This is a genomic window from Paenibacillus vortex V453, from assembly GCF_000193415.1.
GTDB lineage: Bacteria > Bacillota > Bacilli > Paenibacillales > Paenibacillaceae > Paenibacillus_AQ > Paenibacillus_AQ glucanolyticus.
Genome location: NZ_ADHJ01000017.1, coordinates 170376 through 196282, shown reverse-complemented (window position 1 = coordinate 196282; position 25907 = coordinate 170376). Strand labels below are relative to the sequence as shown.

The following is a 25907-nucleotide window of genomic DNA, read 5'->3' as shown; positions in this document are numbered from 1 at the left end:
AGAGCGCATATAAGTTCAATAGATTAATTTGTCGACAGACTCCCTATAAATTCGGCGAACACATCGTTGCCAAACAGAATTCCTTTGCTGCTCAGCTTATAGCCGTCTTCCGTGGAATCCAGAAGCCCAGCCCCCACCATTTTATCCAGCGGACGGGCGAATTCCTGCTCCATGGGAACACCGAATTGCTGCTGGAATCGGGTCCGTGATACACCGTCCAGCACACGGAGTCCAACCATCAGGAAATCCTCCATCGCTTCTTCCCTTGACACCTCAAAGCTTTCCAGTCTCGGGAGTCCTTTGTTGGCTGCTTCATTATAGGGATTGACCCCTTTGATGTTCACGTGACGCTGACGGCCTACATATCCGTGCGCTCCTGCGCCCAGTCCATAATAATCCTCGTTCCGCCAGTAGGTCATGTTATGACGGCTCTCAAATCCGGGTTTGGCAAAATTGCTGATCTCATACTGCTTATATCCGGCCGCCTTCATCCGTTCCATTAAGAGAAGGTACATATTCAGCTCGTCCTCCTCGTCCGGAAGCGGCAGCTGGTTTCTCTGGTACATCGTATGGAACAATGTGTTCTCTTCCACCTTCAGGCTGTATATCGAATAGTGAGGGAGCCCCAGTGCCAAGGCCTTATCCACGCTTTCCGCCAGCATCTCCAGCGTCTGGTTCGGAAGTCCGAACATCAAATCGATGGACATGTTGTCAAAGCCTGCTTGCCTGGCGTTGTCCAGGCTCCGGTACACGTCATCCGTATCATGGATTCTCCCGATGCCAGTCAGCAAGCTGTTCTGGAAGGCCTGCACCCCGAAGCTGATCCGGTTCACGCCGCCTTCACGCATGACGGACAATTTCTCCAAATCCGTAGTACCGGGATTCGCTTCCATCGAGAACTCAATGTCCTCCGTCCATTCGGGAAAATGCCGCCTCACGCTTTGCAGAAAATATGCCATTTCATTCGGCTTGAGGACCGTCGGTGTTCCTCCCCCCACAAATATGCTCTTGATGATGCCCGGAGGATTGGCCTTAACGGTCAGTTCCATTTCCTTATCCAGCGCATGCAGATAATCCATAACCGGCTGATCCTTTAATACATAGGAGTTGAAATCACAGTAAAAACATTTATTGGTGCAGAACGGAATATGGATGTACACTGCTTCCGTCCGTTTATCGATTGCCATCATTCTTTTTCTTGCCCCCTCATGTGCAGCCTCCTGCACGACTAACTTAAGTAATTACAGATGTTCATTCTCTACTATAACGCTACGCCTCTTGTAATGAAAGAAAGGAAAGCCGAGAATCGGCTTTCCCATCATTTGCATTGGTGAAGCTAAAAAGACTGGTGGCTTCGCTGAGACTAAACACACGTCCTGCTGAACCATCCGATTACTAGTCGTCGATTTTCAAGACGGCCATAAAGGCTTCCTGCGGCACTTCGACGCTGCCGACTTGCTTCATCCGCTTCTTGCCTTCCTTCTGCTTCTCAAGGAGTTTCCGCTTCCGGGAGATGTCACCGCCATAACACTTGGCAAGTACATTCTTCCGCATCGCTTTCACCGTCTCACGGGCAACTACCTTGGTACCCACGGAAGCTTGAATCGGCACTTCGAACATTTGGCGAGGAATCAGCTCGCGCAGCTTCTCGCAAATGGCCCGTCCGCGGTGATACGCGCGGTCCTTGTGCACGATAAAGGACAAGGCGTCCACTTGTTCGCCGTTGAGTACAATATCCATCTTCGCCAGATTGGATTTACGATATCCAGACACCTCGTAATCAAAGGAGGCGTACCCCTTCGTGCTGGATTTAAGCTGGTCGAAGAAGTCGTAGACAATTTCCGATAACGGAATTTCATAGGTAATGGTGACGCGCGTTGTGTCCAAATATTCCATGTTGACGAATTCGCCGCGTTTGTTTTGGCACAGTTCCATGATCGACCCTACATAATCGTTCGGCACGATAATGGCCGCTTTAACATAAGGCTCTTCAACATAATCAACCTTGCCGACCTCAGGATAATGGGAAGGGTTATCGATCTGGATCTGCTCCCCGTTCGTCAGCGTAATGCGGTATATAACGCTTGGCGCGGTCGTGATCAGCGGTATGTTAAACTCGCGTTCAATCCGCTCCTGGATCACATCCATATGAAGCAGGCCCAGGAATCCGCAGCGGAAGCCGAATCCGAGTGCACTGGACGTCTCCGGCTCAAAGCTGAGCGATGCATCATTAAGCTGCAGCTTCTCAAGCGCCTCGCGCAGATCGTTGTAGTCTGACGTTTCGATTGGATACAATCCGCAGAACACCATCGGGTTGATTTTGCGGTAACCCGGGAGCGGCTCGGCTGTCGGACGCTTGGCATCCGTTACCGTATCGCCGACCTGCGTATCGCCTACACTCTTGATACCCGCTACAATGAAGCCGACATCTCCGACGTTAAGCTCGTCCACGATGGACATGCGGGGCTTAAATGCACCCACTTCAATGACTTCGAAAGATTTGCCGGTCGCCATCATTTTGATTTTGGAGCCTGCCTTAATGCTTCCGTCGATAACACGCACATAGACGATGACACCCTTATATGGATCATAGTGGGAGTCGAAGATCAGCGCTTTCAGCGGTTCTTCCGGATGGCCCGTAGGTGCCGGTACTTTCTGCACCACCTGCTCCAAAATCTCCTTGATACCGATGCCCGCTTTGGCGGAAGCCAGGACCGCATCGCTGGCATCAAGCCCGATGACATCCTCGACCTCCTGCTTTACGCGCTCAGGATCGGCGCTTGGCAGATCGATTTTGTTAATGACAGGCAGGATTTCAAGATTGTTATCCAGTGCCAGATATACGTTGGCCAGCGTCTGGGCTTCGATACCCTGCGCAGCATCAACAACGAGCAGCGCGCCCTCACAAGCAGCCAGGCTTCGGGATACCTCATACGTAAAGTCGACGTGCCCCGGAGTATCAATCAGATTCAATATGTACTCCTCGCCGTTATCGGCTTTGTAATTTAGGCGAACCGCCTGCAGCTTGATGGTAATACCGCGTTCTCTCTCCAGATCCATCTGATCCAGAACCTGCTCCTGCATTTCACGCGAGGTTAATGCACCGGTATACTCTAATATACGGTCAGCAAGTGTCGATTTCCCATGGTCTATATGTGCAATAATGCAGAAATTACGAATTTTTTGTTGTCTTGCTTGTACGTCTGTCATGCCTAACCCCCAACAACCACCAGATGTTTGAATCAACTTATTATACCAGTTGAGGGGATGCACAGCAATGCTGAGAAAAAGGTGAATTTAATCCGTGATGGATCCGAACATCGACACCACCCAGCGTATGCTCTGGTCAGACAGCTGCTGGAGCAGTCCTGCCGTCTTGTCCGCAAGCACATCCGCAGGCGGTTTTGAGCGTTCGGGCAGCAGAATATCGCTGGGTGACGGCTCGAATTCAGGCTCCGATGCACGGACTTCCTGTTCCTGAGCCGTGGACTCTGATGCCGGCGGGGTCCTGCGCGTCCCTCCCCCAGCCATTCCCTCGGGTTGTCTCGCCTTGCGTCTCTTGAACATGGCCTTGCTGCACATTCTGCACAGCTGAAACGCCGTCTGCCGGTACAGGCGCTCTTGACCCTCCAAGCTGCATGCCGACCAATATGCCGATGCCTGTCCAAATGATAAGAGCCACAAACCGTTTCCCCATTCTTGACATCATAAGTCCCCCTCCGATTTCACGTGTGCTCTGCCCTGTATTTCACAAGGCAGCTTTCAGAACTTAGCCTGCCTTGGCTGCTTTACGCTCAGTGTCCGCAGTGCCGCTTTCTTTGGTTGGCGCTGAAGCGGCACGTTTGTTCGCTGGATCACTGTCTTTTTTCACGCTGGCTTTCTTAGCCTCCTGCTCCTGCCAATACACATCTGCAATAATATCCGCCAACGCTTCAGACGTACGCTGTAATTCTTCCTTGGTGTTGTCGATCCCGCCGATTTCGATCAGGATGCTGTTCGGTGACAGGGATTGGTTGTACTCCCCGTTTCCTTGATCTGCGGATTTGCCCCACACGCCCCGTGAGACGCCGGGATAGGATTTCTCAAGCTTGGCATTGATTTTACTTGCAAACTCCTCGTTCTTTCTCCAGTTCTCGTTCGCATGACCGATAATGAAGTAGACCTTGGCGTAGTTCAAACCGTTCACGGTGGCTGTTGTTTTGTTGTAACGCTGCGAATCGCGGTGGATATCGATCAGATAGTTGATGCCGTCATTCTGGGACATGGCTTCCATGACCATCTGACGGGAGTATTTATAGGAATAGTTGTAGTTGTACCCCGGTACGGTAGATTGATAGTCACTCTTGTCATGCAGGGTGCCAATCCCGTTGGCCTCAAGTCTTTTGCTTAGAAAACTGCCCACCAGCATAACGTTTTTGCTCGGCGATACCGCCCCCGGATTATCGGATGGATGCGTGAGCAGCGGGTTATAGGCCTCCTGCGGATGCGAATGATAGATTAATACAGCCTTCTTGCCGCCTGTGGTTTTACCGTCCTTGGATGTGTTTCCAGGTTCATTCTTGCTGCCAGGCTCTTCCTCGGCCCCTTGATCCGGCCCGTCTCCACCGCCTATGCCGTTGTCGCCCTGCTCTCCTTGCGGCGGTTCCTCGCCCGTATCCCCCGGGTTCTCTTCCGGCTGTTCCGCTGCAGGATCCGGCCGGTAGTCCGCCGGGGCTTCGCCATCCTCATTGCCAGAGCCGTGGGACAGCTGTACCGGTTGATTGGCCTTCATACCCGGAAGCTCACCCGCGAGGAGGCTTTTTGGATCTTTGGGTATTCACACTCGTGAGCAGTTCAAAGACGAAGGTCGACATTTTATCCCCGGAGAAACTTGAAGTCTCTTTCGAAGCCGTCATATGCGGCATTTCCATTCCGATCATATCAATGAAAAAGTGGCTTGATAGGGAAGCGGCCAAACCTTTCATCGACGACACAGGCGAGGAATTCATCCGCTGCTCCGCCATCCCGCCGAGCCCTAGTAAAATAAAAAATATAAGAGAGCCCAGCATTAATATGACTAGCGTTCGCCCCATGCTCAGACCTTCCATCACCTTGCGTTTCAGTCGGGCAATATTCCATATACGAAACTTGCGATTGTTCATAACGAAGTCCTCCTCGGTTCGCCGGGAGCTATCAGGCCATCTACTCGCCGTTCCCGCGACTCTGTAATCTCTTATATTCCAAATCTATGAACCGAGGGGAATCGATAGAACTAGATCCATGGAAAAATATAAAAGCTCCGATAGATTCGGAGCTTTTATAGATTGGAGCTAGTGGGTGTACGCCCCCACATTACCGGGATCCACGGCCTCATGGAGCGCCGCGTTTAACCCCGATGCCACGATATTGGCAATATCCTCGATAAACTCGTCAATTTCCTTCGGCGTAACGATAAGGTCGTGGCCCAAAGGCTCCAGTACTTCCTTCACGAGCGCAAGCCGCTCCGCCTCCGATATATCATGGAGCATGCCCATGATCTTCCCGGTCTCCGGTGCTCCCTCGCCGAAATGTGACTTCATCATTTCAATCGCATTATTTACGATAGTGGAGGCATAACAGACCGTTGGCACTCCAATCGCAATGCAGGGGACGCCGAGTATGTCCTGCGTCAGACCCTTGCGTTTGTTGCCAACGCCCGAGCCGGGATGGATTCCGATATCCGCAATCTGAATGGTCGTATTAACCCGCTCCAGTGAACGCGAAGCCAGTGCATCAATAGCAATGATCAGGTCGGGACGGGTCTGCTCCACAATGCCTTGCACCGTTTCGCTTGATTCAATCCCCGTCAGACCGAGGACGCCGGGTGCAACCGCACTGACCTGGCGATAGCCTGGCGCTACACGATCAGGCATGAGCTCAAAAAACTGACGGGTCACCATCACATTCTCGACAACGAGTGGTCCCAGCGAATCCGGGGTTACATTCCAGTTGCCAAGCCCCACAATCAACACACTCGCCTTAGGTCCGATTCCGATTCGAGACATAAACGCCTCAAACTCGCGTGCGAACACAACCGATACCTGATCCTGCAGCCCTGTATCTCCCTTGCGGAGATCGGGAACTTCCAATGTGACGTAGTGACCCTTCACTCTTCCGATCTTTTGGGAGGCAGCTTCGTTCTCTACGTCAAGCCTCGTAATCTTGATTCCGTCCTCCTGAACCACATCTTCCAGCAAACCCGGAATGGCTGGACTGCCTGCGCCACCGGCCAGTTCTCTAGATTCCACCGCGAGGTCCGTTCGGACCGAATATTTTTGAAGATCCAGATCCATCTAAATTCACACTCCTCCTCATATTGCTAATAGTGTGCGAGAGTAGGGGGGAGTTTATGCAGAAGTCCGAATGAGTATTGCTTTTTGTCCACCCCCATGCTAAAATATTTTAAGTTGTGAATCATTTCGCTCTATTGAAATGCCTTACAGGAGGTGAATGTAATGCCAAACATCAAATCCGCGATTAAACGTGTAAAGACAAGTGACAAACGCCACGCGCTTAACATTTCTCAGAAATCCGCGCTTCGCACAGCTGTTAAAACTGCTGACGTAGCGTTGAACGGTACAGAAATCGAAGCTGCTAAAGCTGCTTTCCAAGCTGCTTCCAAAAAGCTTGATAAAGCCGTTACGAAGGGCCTGATCCATAAAAACGCAGCTGCCCGCAAGAAATCCCGTCTGGCGAAAAGACTGAACGCTCTTACGGCTCAAGCGTAAGTAACGTTTGTTGAATACGACATTGAAAAAGCCCTGAACAGTTCACGCTGCTCAGGGCTTTTTGTGGAGATAAAAGGAGCATACGCTAGTGATAGCCGCACGCTCCGATCTCGCAATAACATTCAGGTGTGTCCGAACAAATGACTATGCTCCAAGCCTTAATAGAAACAATTCAACCCCCAGCACCTTATCCACAGCCCCGGTCTTCATCTGATAATCCAGATTAGCCAGATGGTTCAGTATGCCTTCCAGACGAGCCGTCTCAAACTTACGGGCCTGTTCTCCGGCAATCTTCACCGCATAGGGATGCAGTCCGATCGTGGATGCAATCTGCTGCTGCGAGTAGCTTTGGGTGGATAAGGTCTTCACTTGCAGAATGATTCGGAATTGCCTTGTGATCAATGACAGCAATCTTGATCGGCTCCTCGCGTTGTTTCAACAGCTCGTAATAAATACCGAGTGCCTTGTCCATCCGGAGATTTGCGATATCCTCGACCAATGCAAACACATTCTGTTCCGTGCTTCGAGCCACCAGCATATCCACGGTTGCGATATCAATGCTTCCGCCTGAACCCGCGTATAAACACAGCTTCTCGATCTCGCCCGACAAGGACTGCAGGCTGGTTCCGGCATTACGAACAATCGCTTCAGCCGCACCCTCACGCAGTGTGCAGCCGCTTTGCTTCACCTGCTTGTCCACCCAGCGGAGCAGCTCTTCCCCGCCTAAAGGCATGAAGGACAGCGCTACACCTGTCTTCTTCACGGCTTTAACTACCTTTTTGCGCTCATCCAGCTTCTCTTGGCCCACCATAAAGACAATCACACTATAATCAGCAGGATTGGTCAAATAATCCAACAGTGCCTCTGGACGATGATCCACTTTCCCGTTATCTTTTGCAGACGGTAAAAAAAGACGTATCCCGGACAAATATCAATTTTTTCTGAACCATAAAAGGAACCGTCTCCGCCTCTTCCACAACGGCTTGAATCGAAGCTTCCCCTAAATCCATATGAATCAGGGCAAAATCACGGTCTTCTTTCGGGATCAGCTGGGCTTCCAGAAATTCGGCGAATTCCTTCATTTGAAATTTCTCGCTGCCGTACAGCAAATAGACGGAAGACACATCTCCCTGCTTGACCGCCTTGGCCGCCGCTTTGGCATCCATCGGCGTCCCCCCTTTCTACACTGTACACTATACCAAAAAAGAGGGCCCAAAAGCGATAGATGACCGGCAGAATTATGAGATCTGCTTTTTGAACAAACGGCAACAAAACTAGAAGGATTTCGCAAATCATCATCAACTCGCTTGCGATATCAAATCTTGCGGCAATTGGATGTCCAATCAATCCGGAGTCCTCAAAAAAACAAAGAGACCTCGGCTTTAGCAGCGGCAAGGTCCCTTCGTCCCAACACATCTATATAAACGCCGGCAAGAATGCTCTAGAAACACCCCGCCGCCGGTCATACGACTGTGGTTGGTATAATGCTCTCTCTAATATATAGTGTATTCATATCTCCCGGCATTGGTGCGCCGATTTCATTATCTATATATATTTCTATTGCTTCGGCTTCTTCTGTTGTGTGGCAGCAGGCGGCTCGGTCTTCTCTATGGAATAAACAGATTCAACCAATTCGCTGTTCATCTGCACTTTGTACTTAAACGTCAAGCCATCCTCAGACCATTGACCGGATACCCATTTGCCGCTGAGTGGAATCTTCTCAAGTGTTTCCATCGCTTCTGGCGACGTATTGCTTCCCGAAGGCAGCCGATAAATGACCAGCTGATCCAGCTCCAGCGAAGCCCTGTACAGACCGTCCGGAGATGACCATTGCTCCGGCATCATCGCAATTCCCATTGACCGTTCGGAAGATTCAGCACTTCCGGCTCCTGCATCTGCTGAAGGATCATTGCTTGGAGACAGCGTCTCTGGCTTCGTATCCGCCGACTCGGAAGGCGGGGTCTGCCCATTCACTCCCTCATTATTCTGTTGAGGTTCACTGGCTGGAGGGGCAGACGGACTTGTAGCATTGCTTTTCGGTACCTCATTGTTGCTCGTTGCAGGTTGTTCTGGCGCTTGAGGTACCCCTTCATCGTTCTTTTTCACGGAAGCATCGGGTGCCGGCGTTTCTTCCCCAGTTTCCTTAGGGGCATCCGACGGCTCAGCTGTTCCCTTGGTTTCATTCGGATCCGGATCGGATTCGGTTGACGATTCCAACGCCGAGCTTTGAGTGCTGTCGGAAGGGTCGCTCCCCTCCTTCTCCGTGCTATTGGCCGCTGTACCGCCATCGGTAAACAGCTGCGGCGTACCTTGATCCTGGATCTCGGTCGATTCCTCTGTCGATCCAGCGCTTGTCGTACTTGCCTCTTCATATGGAATTTCCGCATCGGATAACATCTTCGGCTCATTATTGAATATGGCAACGCCAAGTATAAGCACTGCGGCAGCAGCTCCGATGGCCGTTCTCCCGCCAACCGTACTCCACCAGCTGCCTGCACGTCGTGGACGCCGAATTTCCGGCATCATCTCTGCAGGCTCCTGGTTTTTTACGGCTGGGGGTATGACAAGGTTATGGCGATCACGGTCAATAGCATCAAGTCTCGGCATGATAGCATCTACCAGACTGACAGGCGGGGTTACGGCCGGAAGATCCTCAAGCTCTCTATTCAATGATTTCAATATATTAAAGGTCTCCGCACACATGGGACACAGAGCAATATGCTGATACATTTCGGCCGTCTCATCGGAAGTAAGGTCCCGGTCCAAATACCGGTGCATACGTTCCACCACCTCTTGGCAATTCATCCTGATACACCACCTTTCTGATGCTCTTGGAGCATATTCTGCAGCTGCTGCCTGGCCCTGAACAAATAGGATTTCACCGTATTGAGCGGGAGGTTCAGACAATCAGCGATTTCGTTGTAGGATAGGTCCTGCAAATATCTTAAGACAATGACGGTGCGATGATGATCCGGGAGTTGATTAATGGCCTCCTGGATATCCTGAGCGAGATAACCCGACATCACTTCCCGTTCTACATCGAGATTATCCCGAAACACCAGATCATGTTCATCGATGGAAACCGTCGGCTTCGTTCTGCGGAATTTATCAATGCATATGTTGGTTACAATTCGCTGGACCCATGTCTTGAACTGGGCCTTCTCCTCGTAGGAGTTAATCTTCGTATATACGCGTATTAGTGCTTCCTGGGCTGCATCCATGGCATCCTGTTCATTGTTTAAAATATAATAAGCAGTTCGGTAAACATGTTGCTCAATTTCTCGCAATAGGGTGATTAGAGCGTCGCGATCGCCCGATTGAGCGGCTCTTATGAGTCCCTGCTCCACCACAGTGGATCCCCCTCTCCCTGCATACATACAGACGGATAGAATAAAAAAATGTTGCAGTATGTAACCTATTATTTTTTTCAGGAAACTTCATCTAACTATACCAAATATAAAGTTTATAGTCATCTGCTGCAATTTCCTATATAGATCATACTACGATTCCGGGTCTCAAGGACAGCCGTGCGCATTATGGAAGCTTCGTGCGGATCTCAATATGGTTCTCCTTCATCCTCATCTGGACTTCACCATGAAGATTGGTCTGATAGATGATCGACCCGGACCGTTCCAGCCGTCCTACCACATCCGGATGCGGATGCCCGTACATATTGTTAACACCAGCAGAAATTACCGCCGTCCTCGGCTTCCAAGCATTCAGCCATGCCGCCGATGTCGAGGTTTTGCTTCCATGATGGGCAACCTTCATGACATCAACCGGGTTATCGGCTTGGAGTCCCGATCCTTCGTGCAGCAGTTCCTCCAAATGCAGCAATATTTTCTGTTCGGCAGCCTGATCCGTATCTCCGGTAAATAACACTCGGCTTCCATTCATCTGAAGGACAAATACTAGTGAAGCATGATTCTGTTCCTTAATCAACGGTAATGAATTTATGGTTTCTCCACTTTCTGGGAAAATAGGGAACAAAAATTGTATGTCCGTGTACTTGTCAACCTTCCAGGGTCCCCGCTCGGCGCCAGCCTGATATATCGGAACATTCCGTTGTACGGCAGTTGACATCAGCTCCCGGAAGGAGTCAGAGTCGGCCAAGGTCCCGTTAAAAACAACCGATTTCACGGGAATTTCCTTCAGTACGGCCAAGAGACCACCAATATGATCCTGATCACCATGCGTCATAATGACGGCCTCAAGCTGGTGAACCCCCCTTTTTTTTAACAAAGGCACCACCACTTTCTCTCCCACTTCGAACGGCGCTTTTCTTTCCTTCCAGGCATCCTTTTCCTTGCGAAAATTCACCGTTCCGCCGCCGTCAATAAGAATATGCTTGCCTTCCGGAGTTGTTACCAGAATCGAATCCCCTTGTCCAACGTCCAAAAATTGCACCAGACCTGCCCCACCCATGGAAGGGGATTGATATCCGGTATACAGCAGTGCACCCAAAACCACGGACAGCAGCATGATCACGGATCTTACCGCATAGCGCTCGACATAATGACTTGTTGTAATGAACCCCCTCCATCGCAACGAGCCAGCCCATTGATCCACAAGCGGAAACACGGCAGTCGGTTCAGATAAGTCTGCTCTGCTGTTCAAGGAATCACGACCTTCCAACGGAACCGTGTCATCGGAGTTATTCATCGCTGCTCCTTGATGCTCTGACTTCTTCTTCACAATCGAGAGCAGTACATATAGGGCAACATAGTACGCCAATATCCAGGCCAGCGAAGGAGATGGCCACAACGTCATAAAAGCAGAGGAGGCATTCATCCATTCAACGATACGAAATGTCAGCTGATTCAGCCATTCGGTTATATTCGCCAGCCAGCCTGCTCCCCGCATCCATACCCAGCTGAGCAGCAGGGACACCATCCCTAACGGGAGAACGATCAGACTTATGACGGGAACGAGAATCAAATTTGCGATGACAGACAGGAGCGATACCTGATTGAAATAATAAATCGTGAGCGGAAAAGAGATGAGCTGAGCCACCACCGTAATGCCTACAGTGCCCGCAAGCCAGCGGGGCATAAATCTCAGCAGCGGCATCAGCTTTGGCACGAAAATCATCAAGCCTGCAGTCACGATGAACGAGAGCTGGAAGCTGACGTTGACAAGAAAATACGGGTTCCACAGCAGCATGGCAAGTGCCGCAGCACTAAGAATATGCAATCCGTCCTTCAACAGCCTTCGCCTCGCAGCATACAAGCCGATCATGCCCATGATTCCCGCACGGACGATGGAGGGACTCGCCCCGGTAAGCAAAACATAGACCGGTATCAGCCACATGACCACGGTGAGCGAAGTCTCTCGCGTCATTCGAAGGGTCGTGCACAAGAATAAGAGACAGCCTACAACCACGGCAACATGCATGCCTGATATCGCAAGAATATGTGTTAAACCCAAGCGGGAGAACTCCATAAATGTATCGGGATCCAGATCATCCTGATTGCCAATAACAAGTCCCTTCATATAACCTGCATGAACTCCGGTGTATAATTGCTCCAGCTTGCCGCCGAGTGTATCTCGGGCAGAATCATTCCACCTGAGAATATGGCTTAAGCTCCAGCCGTCAGGTGGTGTGATCTGCGCTTGGTCGGCGCCCTTGACCTTGATGATCCAATGCATATTCTGAGTGCGCAAATATTGAAGATAATCAAAACCGTCAAAATTTCGCGCTTCACCCGGTTTTTGCAGTTCTCCGGTTAACTGTATATGATCTCCGCGCTGCCACTGGCCTGCTATATCCAGCTCGGACTTGTCCAATAATCTGACTTGAACCATAACGACATCATGCGTCTTTAGATCCTGGTCATTGTCCTGGTGAGCATGAGTTTTCATGTGGGTTAATGTAGACTGCCTGAAACCAAGATCAGCCTTCTGCAGCGAAACTTTGAAATCGGCCCTGTCTCCATCCACCTCCACAGGCGAAGAAATCACGCCCTGTGCGGTCACAGGATAAGTATCCACTGTCTCTGCTGCGGGAAGTCGCAATTCCAAATCACTTACATTTAACGCGTCGTGCCATTCCCAGTAGATGGTAGAACAACACAACGAGCACAGCATGCAGAACACAAACAAAGGTCCCGTGCGTCCCCAATGACATACAGCCAGCAGCAGGAGCATCAGCCCGGCAGCAATCAGGGCCAGTCTCCATCCATCGTACATACATGCAGCCCCGCTGCCCATAACCCATATAACAGTAAACACAAGTAACGGCCTTCGCCTCATAATTGGTATATCCTTTCGTTGTCATAACAAAAAAAGAACCTGTGCCTGCATATCGCAGCCAAAGGTTCTTCCTTTGTGACTTCCTATTTCGCATCCTATTTCATAGAAGTATTACGTAGACATCCTTCACGCATCATTCCGCTACAGTCATTAATGTCTCTCGTGGGGGCTCGTACGACTCAAGCTGCCGGAACAAAATCCCCTTTTGTTCCATCATGCGAGACACCTTGCCCGAATCCTTCGGATACGAGCGGTGGAATACCACTTCGACAATGCCGCTGTTAGCCAGCATATTCGCACAGGTCCAGCAAGGCTCATCGGTCACATAGACCGTGCTGCCTTCCCTGTCGATCCGGTCTGTGAACAGCAGCAGGTTTTGTTCGGCATGAATGGTGCGGATACAGCGCTGTTTTTTCACCATGCGCTCCTGGCCATCCTGCACAACCAACTCGTAATCCTCCGCTATCATACAGCCTGCTTCCGAGCAGTCAGGAACCCCCATCGGCGCGCCGTTGTATGCTGTACCGAGCAGCTTTTTCCCCTGCACCAGCACCGCCCCAACATGACGCCGCGGGCATTGGGAGCGGGTAGAAACCATAAAGGCAATATCCATGAAATACGTATCCCAATCTTTACGTTGATCTGCACTCATCATCTGTCACCTGTTTCTTATCGATATCTCCTTTATTGTAGCACATAGCTAAAGTCCAACGTAAGGCTTCATCTTCTCCAGCATTTTGGGTCCAATGCCTTTGACATTCATTAAATCCGCTATACTCCGAAAAGGCCCAAACTGCTTCCGGTAATCGATGATGGCCTGGGCCTTGGCTTCCCCGATGCCGGGGAGTTCCATCAGAGTCGCTGCATCCGCCGTGTTCACATTAATCAATCCGGACTGTACCGAAGACGACGGCGAATCCACGGCAGACTCACTAGCAGAAGCTCGTTGCTGCGTCTGCAGAGCGTCACCATCGGTCTGGGAGGAACCCGAAGAGGATTCGGGCTGGACAGAAGCCGGAGGCGACGTTTCGCCTGGGGAACCGCTTACGGTAGCAGCACCTTGGCTGCTGCTTAGTGAGAGATCCTTCGTGTTGCCCGCAGGCTCGCTTCCTGTATCAGGGTCCGCCTTCTTCGCAGCATCAGGAACGTCACCAGCCTCTGCTGGAGCAGCATCTTCCACGGCCCCGTTCCGGGAGTTCGCGGAGGACGTCTTCATTCCCTTTTCTCCTTCAACCCCCACCACTTGCTCCAGTTGGTCGTTTAACGGCTGCCAGCCCTCGATCCCCTTGTCGGTGCCGCCTGCAAACAAAATGAATCCGCAACCTGCGATGGTTGCCGCAAGACTCCAACCTAATGATATCCGTTTCATTCATGACCTCTCCTTATCATAAAAATTCATATCCATTGTGTTCAAAAACAGAATACTTGCATTCTCTCACCGAAATCACATGAAAAACCGTCATGAATCGGCATCTTCCCCGCATACATTAACTTAAGGACGGTACATTTCTGCCGTAAAGCGCGAAAGGAGGGAACGTACACATGAAGGTCGGTTTTATCGGTACGGGCAGCATGGGAAGTCTGTTGATCGAAGCCTTCATTCAATCGGGCGCACTCCTGCCTGAGCAGATTCGAGTCAGCAACCGAAGTCCTGAAAAGGCGCAGGAGCTGGCAAAGCGACATCCCGGTTTGACTGTATGCAGCTCTAACACAGAGACGGCTTCACAGAGCGACCTGTTCTTCTTATGTGTCAAGCCGCTGGAGTTTAAAACGGTCATCAGCGAGATCAAAGATCAGCTGGAAGCCCGGCAAATCGCGATATCCATCACGAGTCCGGTGCAACTGATCCATTTGGAATCAACGCTGCCATGCAAGGTCGCGAAAATCATACCGAGCATCACCAACATTACCGGAGGCGGAGCATCGTTATGTATGTATGGTTCCCGAATAAAAGAAGAAGACAGGCAGCTTATAGAAAGCCTCCTGTCTTATATCAGCAGGCCGCTCGAGATACTGGAATCGCACACGCGAATCACTTCCGATTTCTCCAGCTGCGGGCCTGCTTTTTTAAGTTTATTCATGGAAAAATGGATCGACGCTGCCGTTGAAATGACCGGTATCGACCGTAAGACCCTCAATGCATTAGCCGGTGAAATGCTGCTTGGCACCGGCAAGCTGCTAACGGAGGAGGGCTTCTCCCCCGAGCAGCTGCAAGAGCGGGTGGCGGTTCCCGGAGGCATCACCGCCCAGGCTTTGACACTGCTTGAGTCAAACCTGAACGGACTGTTCTACCAATTGATCCAGACCACACACGACAAGTATGAGGAGGATCTGGCAAAACTGGATGCTGCCTTCGGTTTTACGATTAACCGGCCACGATATTGACCAGTTTACCCGGTACGGCAATGATTTTGCGTACACTCTTTCCTTCCAGCGCCTGCTTGACATTCGGAAGGGAGAGGCTATGTTGTTGCATGGCTTCTTGATCCATGTCTTTCGCGATTTTGGCACGTTCTACGATTTTGCCGTTGACTTGAACAACAATCTCAACTTCTGCCTCTACGGTCCAAGCCTCGTCAAAATCAGGCCATGGCTCATAGGTTACACTCTCGCTGTAGCCTAAACGGCTCCACAGCTCTTCAGCCAGGTGAGGCGCAAGCGGGGAAAGCAGTTGAACGAAGCTCTTCATGGCCTTCCGTGGAAGCTCATCCGTCTTGTATCCCTCGTTGATGAATATCATCAGCTGGCTGATTGCTGTGTTAAAGCGCAGATGCTCGAAATCATCGGTCACTTTCTTGATCGTTTTGTGCAGCGTACGTTTGAATTCGTCCGTACCCTCGCCCTCAACGATTCTAGGATTCAATTGACCGTCGTCACCGATGAACAGGCGCCATACACGGGAGAGGAAGCGATGCGTTCCCTCAACGCCGTTGGTGTTCCATGGCTTGGTCGCTTCCAGCGGCCCCATGAACATCTCGTATACGCGCAGCGTATCGGCTCCATACTCGTTAACGATGTCATCCGGGTTGATGACATTGCCACGGGATTTACTCATTTTTTCATTATTGTTGCCAAGAATCATGCCCTGATTGACAAGCTTCTGGAATGGCTCCTTCGTATCAACAACACCCAGGTCATACAATACTTTGTGCCAGAAGCGCGCATACAGCAAGTGAAGCACGGCATGCTCCACGCCACCGATGTACAAGTCAACCGGAAGCCACTCCTTCTGCTTCTCCTTGGAGCACAATTCATCATGGTTGTCAGGATCGATGTAACGCAGATAATACCAGCAGCTGCCTGCCCATTGCGGCATCGTATTGGTCTCGCGGCGGGCTTTCATGCCGGTTTCAGGATCTACCGTTTCCACCCACTCCGTAACGTTAGCCAGCGGTGATTCACCGGTACCGGACGGCTTGATCTGATCGACATCCGGGAGAAGCAGCGGAAGCTGATCCTCCGGCACGGTCTTCATCGTTCCGTCTTCCAGATGCAGGATCGGAATCGGCTCGCCCCAATAGCGCTGACGGCTGAACAGCCAGTCACGCAGACGGTAAGTTACCTTCTTCTGACCCTTGCCCTCTTTTTCCAGCCATTCATTCATCGCTTGAATAGCCGCTTCATTATCCAGCCCGTTCAGGAAACCGGAATTCACATGCTCGCCACTGCCGGTGTAGGCTTCCTCTTCAACATTTCCACCCTGAACGACTTCAATAATCGGAAGACCAAACTGTTTGGCAAATTCCCAGTCACGGCTGTCGTGACCCGGAACCGCCATAATGGCTCCTGTTCCGTAACCTGCCAGCACATAGTCCGCAATCCAGATCGGCACTTTAGCGCCGCTCACCGGATTAATGGCGTATGCTCCGGTAAAGACACCGGTTTTGTCTTTTGCCAAATCCGTCCGCTCCAGATCACTTTTACGGGAAGCCTGAACTTGATAAGCCTTGACCGCTTCGCGCTGATCCGCTGACGTAATTTTGTCCACGAGGTCATGCTCCGGTGCCAGCACACAGTAGGTAGCGCCGAACAGTGTATCCGGGCGGGTTGTAAATACCTCCAGATGGCCATCGTAACCCTCGATGTCAAAACGAACCTCGGCACCCGTGGATTTGCCAATCCAATTGCGCTGCATATCCTTCAGGCTTTCGCTCCAGTCCAGCTCATCCAGATCCTCAAGCAGGCGTTCTGCATACTTCGGTAATACGCAGAATCCACTTGACGCATCGGCTTGCGAACGACCGGATGTCCTCCGCGCTCACTCTTGCCATCGATGACCTCTTCGTTCGCCAGCACGGTACCGAGTGCTTCGCACCAGTTAACCGGCACTTCAGCCACATAAGCCAAGCCGCGGTTATAGAGCTGGATAAAGATCCACTGGGTCCATTTGAAATATTCCGGATCGGTGGTGCTGATCTCCCGGTCCCAGTCATACGAGAATCCGAGGGATTTGATCTGGCGCCGGAACGTATCGATATTTTGCACGGTGAACTCGCGGGGATGCTTGCCTGTGTCCATCGCATACTGTTCTGCAGGGAGTCCGAAAGCATCCCATCCCATGGGATGCAGCACATTGTAACCTCGCATCCGTTTGTAACGGGACACGATATCTGTTGCCGTGTATCCTTCCGGATGCCCTACATGCAGGCCTACGCCGGATGGATATGGGAACATATCCAGTGCGTAAAACTTCGGTTTGGATGATGCCTCTTCGGTTTTAAACGTTTTTTTCTCGTCCCAGTACTGCTGCCACTTCGGTTCGATGGCCTGCGGGATATAGCCGTGGCCGGTTGTCTGATTGTCCGTCATACTTCAATGCTCCTCCTTCACATTCGAGAGACAAGGCCTGATGCCATTGTCCAAAAACAAAAAAACCTCATCATCCATAGCGTTGATCGCTAGGGACGAGAGGTTTGATTCCCGTGGTACCACCCTAGTTAGCCAAAGGCATACTTTGCCTTTCACTCCCTTTGCATCCTTATCGCGGATGAGACGACAATGCTTCATCGGCCAGTTGCTGAAATAGCCATTCAGCGGCCGGGTTAACATCATTGCTCCGAGGCGAGTTCATTCCTATCGTCAACCGGTTTTCACCAAACACCGGCTCTCTGCATGATCGAATGCGGAAGTACTAATCCTCATCATCGCTTTCATATTACCATTTTAATGTGGCTATTATACCCAAAATGTACGATCAAGTCAACGAAAGTTCATCTCCGCTCCTGCGGTAATGCTCCGGTGTCGTTCCGACCATTGATTTGAACATCCGGCTGAAATGAGCCAGATGCTTAAACCCGGATGCCTGGCTGACCTCCGTTATGCTCAGATAAGGGTGAAGCCGCAGTAAAATTTTAGCCTGGTTGATCCGCCGGTGATACAAATATTTAAACACCGTTGTTCCCGTCACCTCCTTGAATAAGGAGGATAGATAATGCTTGGTAATATGCATATCGCGGGCGATTCTCTCCAGCGTCAGATCGTGCATATAATTTTCCTCGACAAACGATACCACATGCTGGACATGCCGCTCCTTCTCTGAGATCGAGTCCTGACCCTGTACAGCGGCCTGACACCAGCCTGCAATGACGTACATCAGCTCCTGGATGCGCAAGGTCATGCGTTCCTGGCGGTAGTGGGTCGTGGACGCTGACAGGCGATGAATATCGGCCAGCAGGGCCTCGAACTCTTCCCGATTGGTCCCGGTTAGGGTCATACGATGATTCCGGAGCGTATCGAAGGGATCCAGCAGGATCGTCTTGGCCGATTCCGACAGCCCCTTGCACACCCAGGCCGGGTCAAAATGCAGAATGCTTCTTACGTATCTGGAATCGGGTTCCACACTAGGACAATGAAGCGTCAAACCATTCATCAGCAGCAGATCCCCCGGCTTCAGCGCAAAGACAGAGTCACCGATTAGATAGGTGCAGCATCCCTCGTGAAAATAATAGATTTCATAAAAGGCGTGGGAATGGAATTGCCCGCTGATAAGGGGCTGTTCATTATAATAGCTCAGATCTATTGGCTCTTTCAGCTGCATCCACTCGAAGCTTGGCAGCCCTTTGGATGATGACGAGGACATAAGAGAATCGCCCCTTTAGCGGCCTGGGGTTGTAGAACCCCTGAACATCGCGGAGTTTTTCTCTATTATATATGATTTTCTTGAATGCGCATGGCTTCATTCTGAGCAATCACGCATAATTCGCCGGCCTTGAAGGCGTGCTCCTGGGACATGGCAAACTCGGTCCGTTCCAGACAATCCAGGATCAGCTCTCCGAAAAACGGATAGCCTACCTTGCCCTGCAGCTCCATATGAAACTCCCCTTCGCCGTTAACCAAATACAGATGATCGCCTTGTGGATGTCTGGCAATATCAATGTATTTACGAAGTTCGATATATCCGTCCGTTCCCAAAATAACGGTTCTTCCGTCGCCCCAGGTACCAAGGCCCCCAGGCGTCAGCCAATCGACACGGAAATAATTCGTGGCCCCATTGTCTCCGAGAAGTGTCGCATCTCCGAAATCCTCCAGCTCCGGGTAGGCCGGATTCGCATAATTGCCCACCTTGCTGCTGAGCACCTTGGCATCGCGGCAGCCTGCAAAAAACAAAAACTGCTCAATCTGGTGGGACCCGATATCGCACAATATGCCGCCATACTGCTGATGGCGGAAAAACCAGTCCGGACGGGATGGAGCATTTAAGCGGTGCGGTCCTGTTCCCATCACCTGCACCACGCGGCCGATCACGCCGTCCTGTATCAGCCGACCCGCGTGGACCGCACTCTCCACATGCAGCCGTTCACTGTAATAAACCATATACTTCCTGCCTGTCTCTGCCGCCTTTGCACGTGCGGAGCTTACCTGCTCCAGGGTGGTGAACGGCGTCTTATCGGTAAAATAATCCTTGCCGTGTGACATAACCTTCAAACCAAGCTCACATCTCTCCGATGGAATGGCGGCAGCCGCTACAAGATGAACTTCCGCATCCTCGAGCACCTGTGCCTCGGAGGAAGCGGCGGTTACGCCTGGATAGGTCTCGAGAAAAGCCGCTACCTTGGCGGGGTCTGAATCATACACCCATTTTAAAGTTGCCCCCGCTTCAATTAATCCGTTACACATGCCGTATATATGTCCGTGCTCCAGCGACATGGCGGCAAAGACAAAATCCCCTGGCTTGCACACCGGCTGGGCTTTGCCAACCGGCGCATAGAGCATTCCATTACTGCGATCCATACCGATTGCCTCCTGACGGTTCATTAATAGGTTCCGAACGTTTTGCTCATATCAACCGGTCCAACCTCTCTGACGGTCTTCTGGCTGGAAGATTGGGCAATGCGTTCCTGCAGCAGCTCATAATACAAATCTTCGTTCAAGGGCAGATCCACCCAATGATCGGTCCAGGTGGACAGATGCATCGCGTTTGACAGCGTCAATCCGTGGATCCCCTCTTCGCCCGGCGCAATCAGCGGCGTGCCTTGACGAATGGCATCCACAAAATTTTGAATAATGCCGCTGTGCTGAGGATTATCACCCGAGATCGGCACATCGCATTTCCAGCATTCCGGTTCTCCAAAACCTCCGGTATACTGCTGATTGAATTCGGGTTCCGGAACGCGAAGGCGCCAGAAGGTAAGCTTTCCGTCCTCAATGACGATTTTTCCACGGTCCCCCGTCACTTCGTACCGGTTCGTTCCAGGCGCTTCGCCCGTTGTGGTAATAAAAACGGCCGTTGCACCATTCTCATATTCAGCATAAGCCGTTACATCGTCTTCCACTTCAATATTGCGGTATTTGCCAAACGAACAAAAGGCACGAATCCTCTTCGGCATCATTCCGGTCGTCCACTGCCACAAATCCAGCTGATGCGGAGACTGGTTGATCAGCACGCCTCCACCTTCACCGCCCCAGGTTGCACGCCAACCGCCGGAATCATAATAGCTTTGGGACCGGTACCAATTGGTTACGATCCAGTTCATCCGCCGGATCTCACCAAGCTCGCCGTCTGCAATCAGCTCCCGAAGCTTCTTATACAGCGGATTACAGCGCTGGTTATACATAATCGAAAAGACTTTGCCACTGCTCGCAGCGGCAAGGTTCATTTCCCGAACCTGCTTGGTATAGACGCCCGCCGGCTTCTCGATCAGGACGTGGAGTCCATGACTGAGGCATTTTATCGCCACTTGTGGATGTGCATAATGCGGCGTGGCAATGATCACCGCATCGATCTCTCCCGAAGCTATTAAAGCATCCGCATCATTCCAGATTTTCACATCCGAGGGCAGTGTTGCCTTCGCCTCTTCCTGCTTAGCCGGGTTGAGGTCACATATAGCGCTGAGCTTCCCTCCGGCAATCCGGCCTGCTGCAAGCGTTCTGGCATGCGAGAATCCCATGCCGAGTCCAATGACGGCTACTCTTACTTGATCCATATTTCTTACCTCCCTTGTGAATGAATGTCTACACGCGCTGTTTATGATCTGCCCAGACCTTCATCTGCTCGGCAAAACGGAGCAGCATCTCCGTAGACTCATACGTACCGCTAAAGTCTTCAATCCCGAAATAACCATCGTAGCCCACCGAATGCAAATCCTGTATCACTTGCACCCACGGAACGGCTCCCTGGGCAAGAGAAACCCATTCTCCAGACCAGACTGCCGTGCTTCCATCCTCTGATGGAGTCTTGCGGTATCCTGCATTCTTAACATGGACATGAGCCAGATAGGGACCCAGCAGTTCCAGGCCCATTCGGTAATTCTCATACCCTTCATGGACCATATTGCCCGGATCATACAGCACCCCAATATGCTGTGGATTGAAGTGGGATACAAGACGGTGCGTTAGTCCCGCACTCGGCGCAATCGTCAGATGATGTGTCTCCACCAATGCCTTGACTTGATAAGCCGCTGCCAAGTCCTGAACCTCGTGTAAATACCGTACCGCTTGATCGTACAGTTCATTGTAGTTGTGCTTTCGGTCATATCCCGGAATACCCACGCGAATAAATGAAGCTCCGATCAGCTTGGCTGCCTGCATGACCTTTTCCGTTGCTTCCACATCACCACAGGTCAGATAGGGGACCACCGCAAGACTGCGCCGTCCAAACTTGTCGGCAGCTTGGCGGAATCTAAGCCAATCCTCCTCCGTGCCTCCCGGATCTATTGAGCATCGATTATGACGCCAGAAGGAAGGCTTCTCCTCTGCGGCATCGGCTGGAACTTCCTTGAAGCGCCATTCAATGCCCTCAATACCGGCATCAGCCGCTGATTTAGCCAGCGCCTCAGGCTGCAAATCAGGTGTTGCGACTGTAAAAACAGACAGTTTCATTATTCCGTCATCCTCTCTTCAGACCTGTGAATTTGCATGAGCAACATTTGATCATCGTTGGACTCATTTCTTATCATTCAGAGCGTCATAGATTCATAGAACCAACCTTGCAGATAGCGCTCTCATTTCTGTCTTTTCTCTCTCTCCAACATCGTAGCACAGTCCAGGAGGCAAACCCATATCCCTGTATCCGAACCTTAACCACAGTCAAACAAAGCGGAAAAGAAGTGTCTTTGAATACAATCAACCGTCCTTAACGCAAAAAAGCACCCCTGCCGTCCTGGAACAGACGGTAAGAGTGCCTTCCTTATCATAAGTATTCATTATTTTACGGCAACGTAGAACAGCCGGGATGCATCCTGCCCTGCTTCAATCCACTCAAAATCGGCATAACATTTCACATCCCGAAATCCGGCCTTCACCAGTTCAACTCTCATCCATTCCGGGTCGTATCCGCGCTGGACATGAGTCTCCTCAAAGCGGCGGTAAACCGAAGGATCCTGATCGTCCCTGGCAAAAATGGAAAGATGATGTTCAATCTCACAACGACGTTCATCCAGGTCGCATGTCCAGATATAGGACACTTCCCGTTCATCCAGAACGAATGGCTGCTCTTCGTCATAACGAATCAGCGTATTGGGGTGATGCACATCAAAGAGGAACGTGCCGCCTTCCTTAAGACCGCTGTAAGTCCGTGCAAAAGCGGAGCGTATGTCCTTCTCCTCCAGCAGGTAGTTCACACAATCACAAAATGAAATGACAGAATCCACCTGCTCTGGCAGTTCCCAGGAGCGCATATCCTGCTGTACCCAGCGGACGCTGCCCTCCCGAAATAAACGGTGCCCCTGCGGTGTTCCCTCGAGCTTGCGTCTGGCAACGGACAGCATGTCCGCTGACAGATCAATACCTGTTACCTCAAATCCGGAGTTAACCAGCGGGATGGTGATACTGCCAGTTCCGCACCCGAGCTCCGCAACGCTTTTTGGCATTCCGTGTTTATCCCAGGCTGTTCTCGCAAAGCGGATCCAATCCGGATAAGGCATGTCTTCCATGAGTTGATCATATACGTAAGCAAACTTGCGGTAAGACAACATGATGACACCACTTTCCTAGAAGCTTCCCCTATGATCCGGGTTGTTACTTAGAATCGGTATTCTCTTCTTTATTGACCATATACGTCCAGCTGTCCTTCTGGGTAACGAGCCCGTCCTTCATCAGTTTGTCCAAGCGCACGTTTGAAAGCGGATTTGCTTATGCCAAATCGCTGCTTGATGATATCGGGCGGTGTATCATCCGAATACGGCATCGCATGGCCCGGGCGCTCCTTCAGAAAAGCAAGGAGCCGGTCGGCATCATCTGTCCGGCCGATCTCTTTTTGCGGAACCATGGACAGGTTGACCCTTCCATCTTCCCGAATATGGCTCACCCGGACTTTGACCTCTTCGCCAAGGCGCAGCATGCGTGTCCGTTCGGAGGAATGGATCATGCCGATTGCACCAAAGCCGACCACGCCTCCGTCAATGATGACAAATGTGCCCATCTGGAGCGGTTTATAGACGAGGGCTGTGAACCATTCGCCCTTCCATGAATCAGGCGCATGGAACGAAAGCGGAGCCAGCTCCTGCTCGCCGGCAAGCTTCGCCCGAAGACGCCCTTGCTTGTCATGCTCCATAATGACAAACACATAGTCTCCCACGACCGGATGCAGTTCCCGCATCTCAGGCAACTCCCGGATTGGAAGCAGCAATTGTCTGCCAAGCCCCATCTCAAGAAAACACCCAAGACGGGGATGAACATCCGCCACCTGCAGCTTCGCGGTTTCACCCAGTGTCAGATAAGGTTTCTTCATCGTTGCAGCCAAGCGATCTTCCGTATCAAAGAAAATAAATACCTCTACCGTGTCCCCCGGTTCAATCTTGCCCGTGAGCTCCGAATAGTGAAGAAGCACATCCCGATCGCCGCCATCCAGAAAATAACCGTAAGGAGAAACTTCTCTGGATACAACCAGCTCCGTCAATGTGCCGGCAATTAAACTCATACGTTCTCCACCACTTTAGCATCCGACCACAGACGCTCGATATTGTAATACTCGCGCTCATCGCGGTGGAAAATATGCACGATAACATCTCCAAGATCCATCAATACCCAGCGGGCTGCGTCCATTCCTTCCAGTCCGCGAAGAGCTACGCCTTCATCATGGGCCCGTTTGCGGATTTCGGTTGCTATCGCTTGCACCTGGGTATCCGAGTTACCGTGACAGATGACAAAATAGTCTGCGATTAGCGAAATCCCTCTGAGATCCAGAACAACGAGATCCATTGCCTTTTTATCTTCTGCGGCGGCAACTGCCACATTTAACAACTCATTCGGTTTCAACGTCATGAATTCGCCTCCAATTGCTTAATTAGATCGTTGCGGGCTAATACCGTCAACGGATAAATAATTTGTCTGCGTGATAGCAGGTGTCCGATCGTGGAATCAAAACCGGCGGCAAGCGCCTCTTCAAGGCTATGGTTGGCCAGTTCGCGAATATTATTCACCCCGGGAAAATCCCGTCCCGGTTCCATGTAATCCGCAAGGCAGACCACCTTGTCCAGCAGCGTCATTCCTATGCGTCCTGACGTATGGTAACGAATTGCGTCAAGCACCTGGGCATCCGTCACCCCATACTCCTGCTGCGCTACAAAAGCACCGACCTCAGCGTGCCAGAGCTGCTTGTCGTAATGGAGCAGCTCTTCGGAGAGTTTATGATCCACCATCATCTGGTGAAGCCTCTGCACAGGCCAATATTTTGCAACATCATGCAGGATGGCTGCCAGCTCCGCCTTAACCGGGTCGGCTCCAAACCGGCCGGCCAGGATGACGGCGGTTTCCATTACGCCCTGCGTGTGCTCCCAGCGTTTGGCCGGCATCTGGGAGGATACAGCGTCAATCAGTTTCTCACGGCTGTACAGCATATATACCGCTCCTAACAATATAATCATAAACACGGTCCGGTACCATATAACGGATGGACAAGCCCGATGCCGCTCTATCCCGAATCAGGGTGGAGGATATTTCGATCAGCGGCATCTCCGCCGTGACCACCACCTGACGCAGAAATTCCGGCAGCTCATCCACGGACAGCTTGGTCCCGGGACGGTTGAGCCCGATAAAGATGAGCATTTCCGCCAGTTCCTCAATGCGGTTCCACTTGGGAAGGTATGCCACCATATCCGCTCCGATAATGAACGAAAATTCATGCTCGGGATACGTATCCCGCAGCTCTCTGACGGTGTCGACGGTGTAGGAAACTCCGCCGCGTTGCACTTCCCAGTCCAATGTACGAAAGGACGGATGGTCGGCTACAGCCTCGGCCGTCATTTCCAGCCGCATGAGTCCGGTTACGCCGGCATCTTCCTTGTGCGGGGGGATATGACTCGGCATGAACCATACCTCATCCAGGTCATAAGTATCCCGTGCAGCTTCAGCTGCCAGCATATGCCCGATATGAATGGGATCAAAGGTTCCACCCATTATCCCTACCTTCATCCGGATCGCCTCCCCTTATAGAGAGTTATTCTACTGCCTTACAAGGAGCAACGTGCTCCC

General features: G+C 51.4%; 19 protein-coding genes, 4 pseudogenes and 1 other annotated feature. Of the genes and pseudogenes, 2 read left to right on the top strand and 21 right to left on the bottom strand.

Features of this window, described 5'->3' with window-relative positions:
• Positions 1-23: 23 nt before the first annotated feature.
• From hemW to gpr, 5 genes and pseudogenes are all read right to left on the bottom strand, one after another.
• A complete protein-coding gene (gene hemW, locus PVOR_RS09795) occupies positions 24-1190 on the bottom strand; it encodes a radical SAM family heme chaperone HemW (RefSeq protein WP_006208999.1) in 1167 nt (388 codons plus the stop codon).
• Positions 1191-1395: 205 nt separating this feature from the next.
• Positions 1396-3210: a translation elongation factor 4 gene (lepA, locus tag PVOR_RS09790; protein ID WP_006208998.1), complete on the bottom strand. Its 1815-nt coding sequence runs from the start codon at positions 3208-3210 to the stop codon at positions 1396-1398.
• An 87-nt stretch (positions 3211-3297) separates the two neighbouring features.
• Positions 3298-3633 carry a hypothetical protein gene (locus tag PVOR_RS29160; RefSeq protein ID WP_419144500.1) on the bottom strand — a complete coding sequence of 112 codons (336 nt, stop codon included), beginning with the start codon at positions 3631-3633 and terminating at the stop codon, positions 3298-3300.
• A gap of 136 nt (positions 3634-3769) precedes the next feature.
• A pseudogene (locus PVOR_RS09780) lies at positions 3770-5141 on the bottom strand (stage II sporulation protein P).
• A gap of 168 nt (positions 5142-5309) precedes the next feature.
• Complete coding sequence (gpr, locus tag PVOR_RS09775; protein ID WP_006208996.1) at positions 5310-6311, bottom strand: GPR endopeptidase; 1002 nt, start codon at positions 6309-6311, stop codon at positions 5310-5312.
• Positions 6312-6473: 162 nt separating this feature from the next.
• On the opposite strand from gpr, the gene rpsT reads away from it, so the two are divergent.
• A complete protein-coding gene (gene rpsT / locus PVOR_RS09770; protein WP_006208995.1) occupies positions 6474-6746 on the top strand; it encodes a 30S ribosomal protein S20 in 273 nt (90 codons plus the stop codon).
• Positions 6747-6890: 144 nt separating this feature from the next.
• Here the strand turns inward: rpsT and holA are convergent.
• From holA to PVOR_RS09740, 6 genes and pseudogenes are all read right to left on the bottom strand, one after another.
• Positions 6891-7912: pseudogene (gene holA / locus PVOR_RS09765) on the bottom strand (DNA polymerase III subunit delta).
• A 391-nt stretch (positions 7913-8303) separates the two neighbouring features.
• Positions 8304-9551: a zf-HC2 domain-containing protein gene (locus PVOR_RS09760; protein WP_006208994.1), complete on the bottom strand. Its 1248-nt coding sequence runs from the start codon at positions 9549-9551 to the stop codon at positions 8304-8306.
• Positions 9548-10096, bottom strand: coding sequence for an RNA polymerase sigma factor (locus PVOR_RS09755; RefSeq protein ID WP_036644490.1), 549 nt, complete (start codon positions 10094-10096; stop codon positions 9548-9550). Before PVOR_RS09755 ends, PVOR_RS09760 begins: the two co-directional genes overlap by 4 nt.
• Positions 10097-10280: 184 nt before the next feature.
• Positions 10281-12935 carry a ComEC/Rec2 family competence protein gene (locus PVOR_RS09750; RefSeq protein WP_006208992.1) on the bottom strand — a complete coding sequence of 885 codons (2655 nt, stop codon included), beginning with the start codon at positions 12933-12935 and terminating at the stop codon, positions 10281-10283.
• Between the two features lie 196 nt (positions 12936-13131).
• Positions 13132-13650, bottom strand: a complete 519-nt coding sequence (locus PVOR_RS09745; RefSeq protein ID WP_006208991.1) for a deoxycytidylate deaminase — start codon at positions 13648-13650, stop codon at positions 13132-13134.
• 48 nt (positions 13651-13698) lie between these two features.
• The gene (locus tag PVOR_RS09740) at positions 13699-14367 is read right to left on the bottom strand and encodes a ComEA family DNA-binding protein (protein ID WP_006208990.1); all 669 of its coding nucleotides are present in this window, start codon (positions 14365-14367) and stop codon (positions 13699-13701) included.
• Positions 14368-14540: 173 nt separating this feature from the next.
• Between PVOR_RS09740 and comER the strand changes: the two genes are divergently transcribed.
• Positions 14541-15383 (top strand): late competence protein ComER, encoded by an 843-nt coding sequence (comER, locus tag PVOR_RS09735; protein WP_006208989.1) that lies wholly within the window; start codon positions 14541-14543, stop codon positions 15381-15383.
• Here comER and leuS read toward each other — a convergent pair.
• From leuS to nadD, 10 genes and pseudogenes are all read right to left on the bottom strand, one after another.
• Positions 15364-17807, bottom strand: a pseudogene (gene leuS, locus PVOR_RS09730) (leucine--tRNA ligase). The gene comER and the pseudogene leuS sit on opposite strands and share 20 nt — an antisense overlap.
• Positions 17808-17895: 88 nt before the next feature.
• Positions 17896-18152: a binding site (T-box leader), on the bottom strand.
• Positions 18153-18192: 40 nt separating this feature from the next.
• Positions 18193-19077, bottom strand: a complete 885-nt coding sequence (locus PVOR_RS09725; protein WP_006208987.1) for an AraC family transcriptional regulator — start codon at positions 19075-19077, stop codon at positions 18193-18195.
• 65 nt (positions 19078-19142) lie between these two features.
• On the bottom strand, positions 19143-20228 hold the full coding sequence (locus tag PVOR_RS09720) for a Gfo/Idh/MocA family protein (protein ID WP_006208986.1): 1086 nt from the start codon (positions 20226-20228) through the stop codon (positions 19143-19145).
• 23 nt (positions 20229-20251) lie between these two features.
• Positions 20252-21421, bottom strand: a complete 1170-nt coding sequence (locus tag PVOR_RS09715; RefSeq protein WP_006208985.1) for a Gfo/Idh/MocA family protein — start codon at positions 21419-21421, stop codon at positions 20252-20254.
• A gap of 28 nt (positions 21422-21449) precedes the next feature.
• Entirely contained in the window at positions 21450-22316 is an 867-nt protein-coding gene (locus PVOR_RS09710; RefSeq protein ID WP_006208984.1) for a sugar phosphate isomerase/epimerase family protein, read from the bottom strand.
• Positions 22317-22639: 323 nt separating this feature from the next.
• Complete coding sequence (locus PVOR_RS09705; RefSeq protein ID WP_006208983.1) at positions 22640-23410, bottom strand: class I SAM-dependent DNA methyltransferase; 771 nt, start codon at positions 23408-23410, stop codon at positions 22640-22642.
• A gap of 43 nt (positions 23411-23453) precedes the next feature.
• Positions 23454-24354: pseudogene (locus PVOR_RS09700) on the bottom strand (CvfB family protein).
• Positions 24351-24698, bottom strand: a complete 348-nt coding sequence (rsfS, locus tag PVOR_RS09695; protein ID WP_006208981.1) for a ribosome silencing factor — start codon at positions 24696-24698, stop codon at positions 24351-24353. The pseudogene PVOR_RS09700 and the gene rsfS overlap by 4 nt, the downstream one beginning before the upstream one ends.
• Positions 24695-25273, bottom strand: a complete 579-nt coding sequence (yqeK, locus tag PVOR_RS09690; protein ID WP_006208980.1) for a bis(5'-nucleosyl)-tetraphosphatase (symmetrical) YqeK — start codon at positions 25271-25273, stop codon at positions 24695-24697. Before yqeK ends, rsfS begins: the two co-directional genes overlap by 4 nt.
• Positions 25257-25847, bottom strand: coding sequence for a nicotinate-nucleotide adenylyltransferase (nadD, locus tag PVOR_RS09685; protein WP_006208979.1), 591 nt, complete (start codon positions 25845-25847; stop codon positions 25257-25259). Before nadD ends, yqeK begins: the two co-directional genes overlap by 17 nt.
• Positions 25848-25907 lie beyond the last annotated feature (60 nt).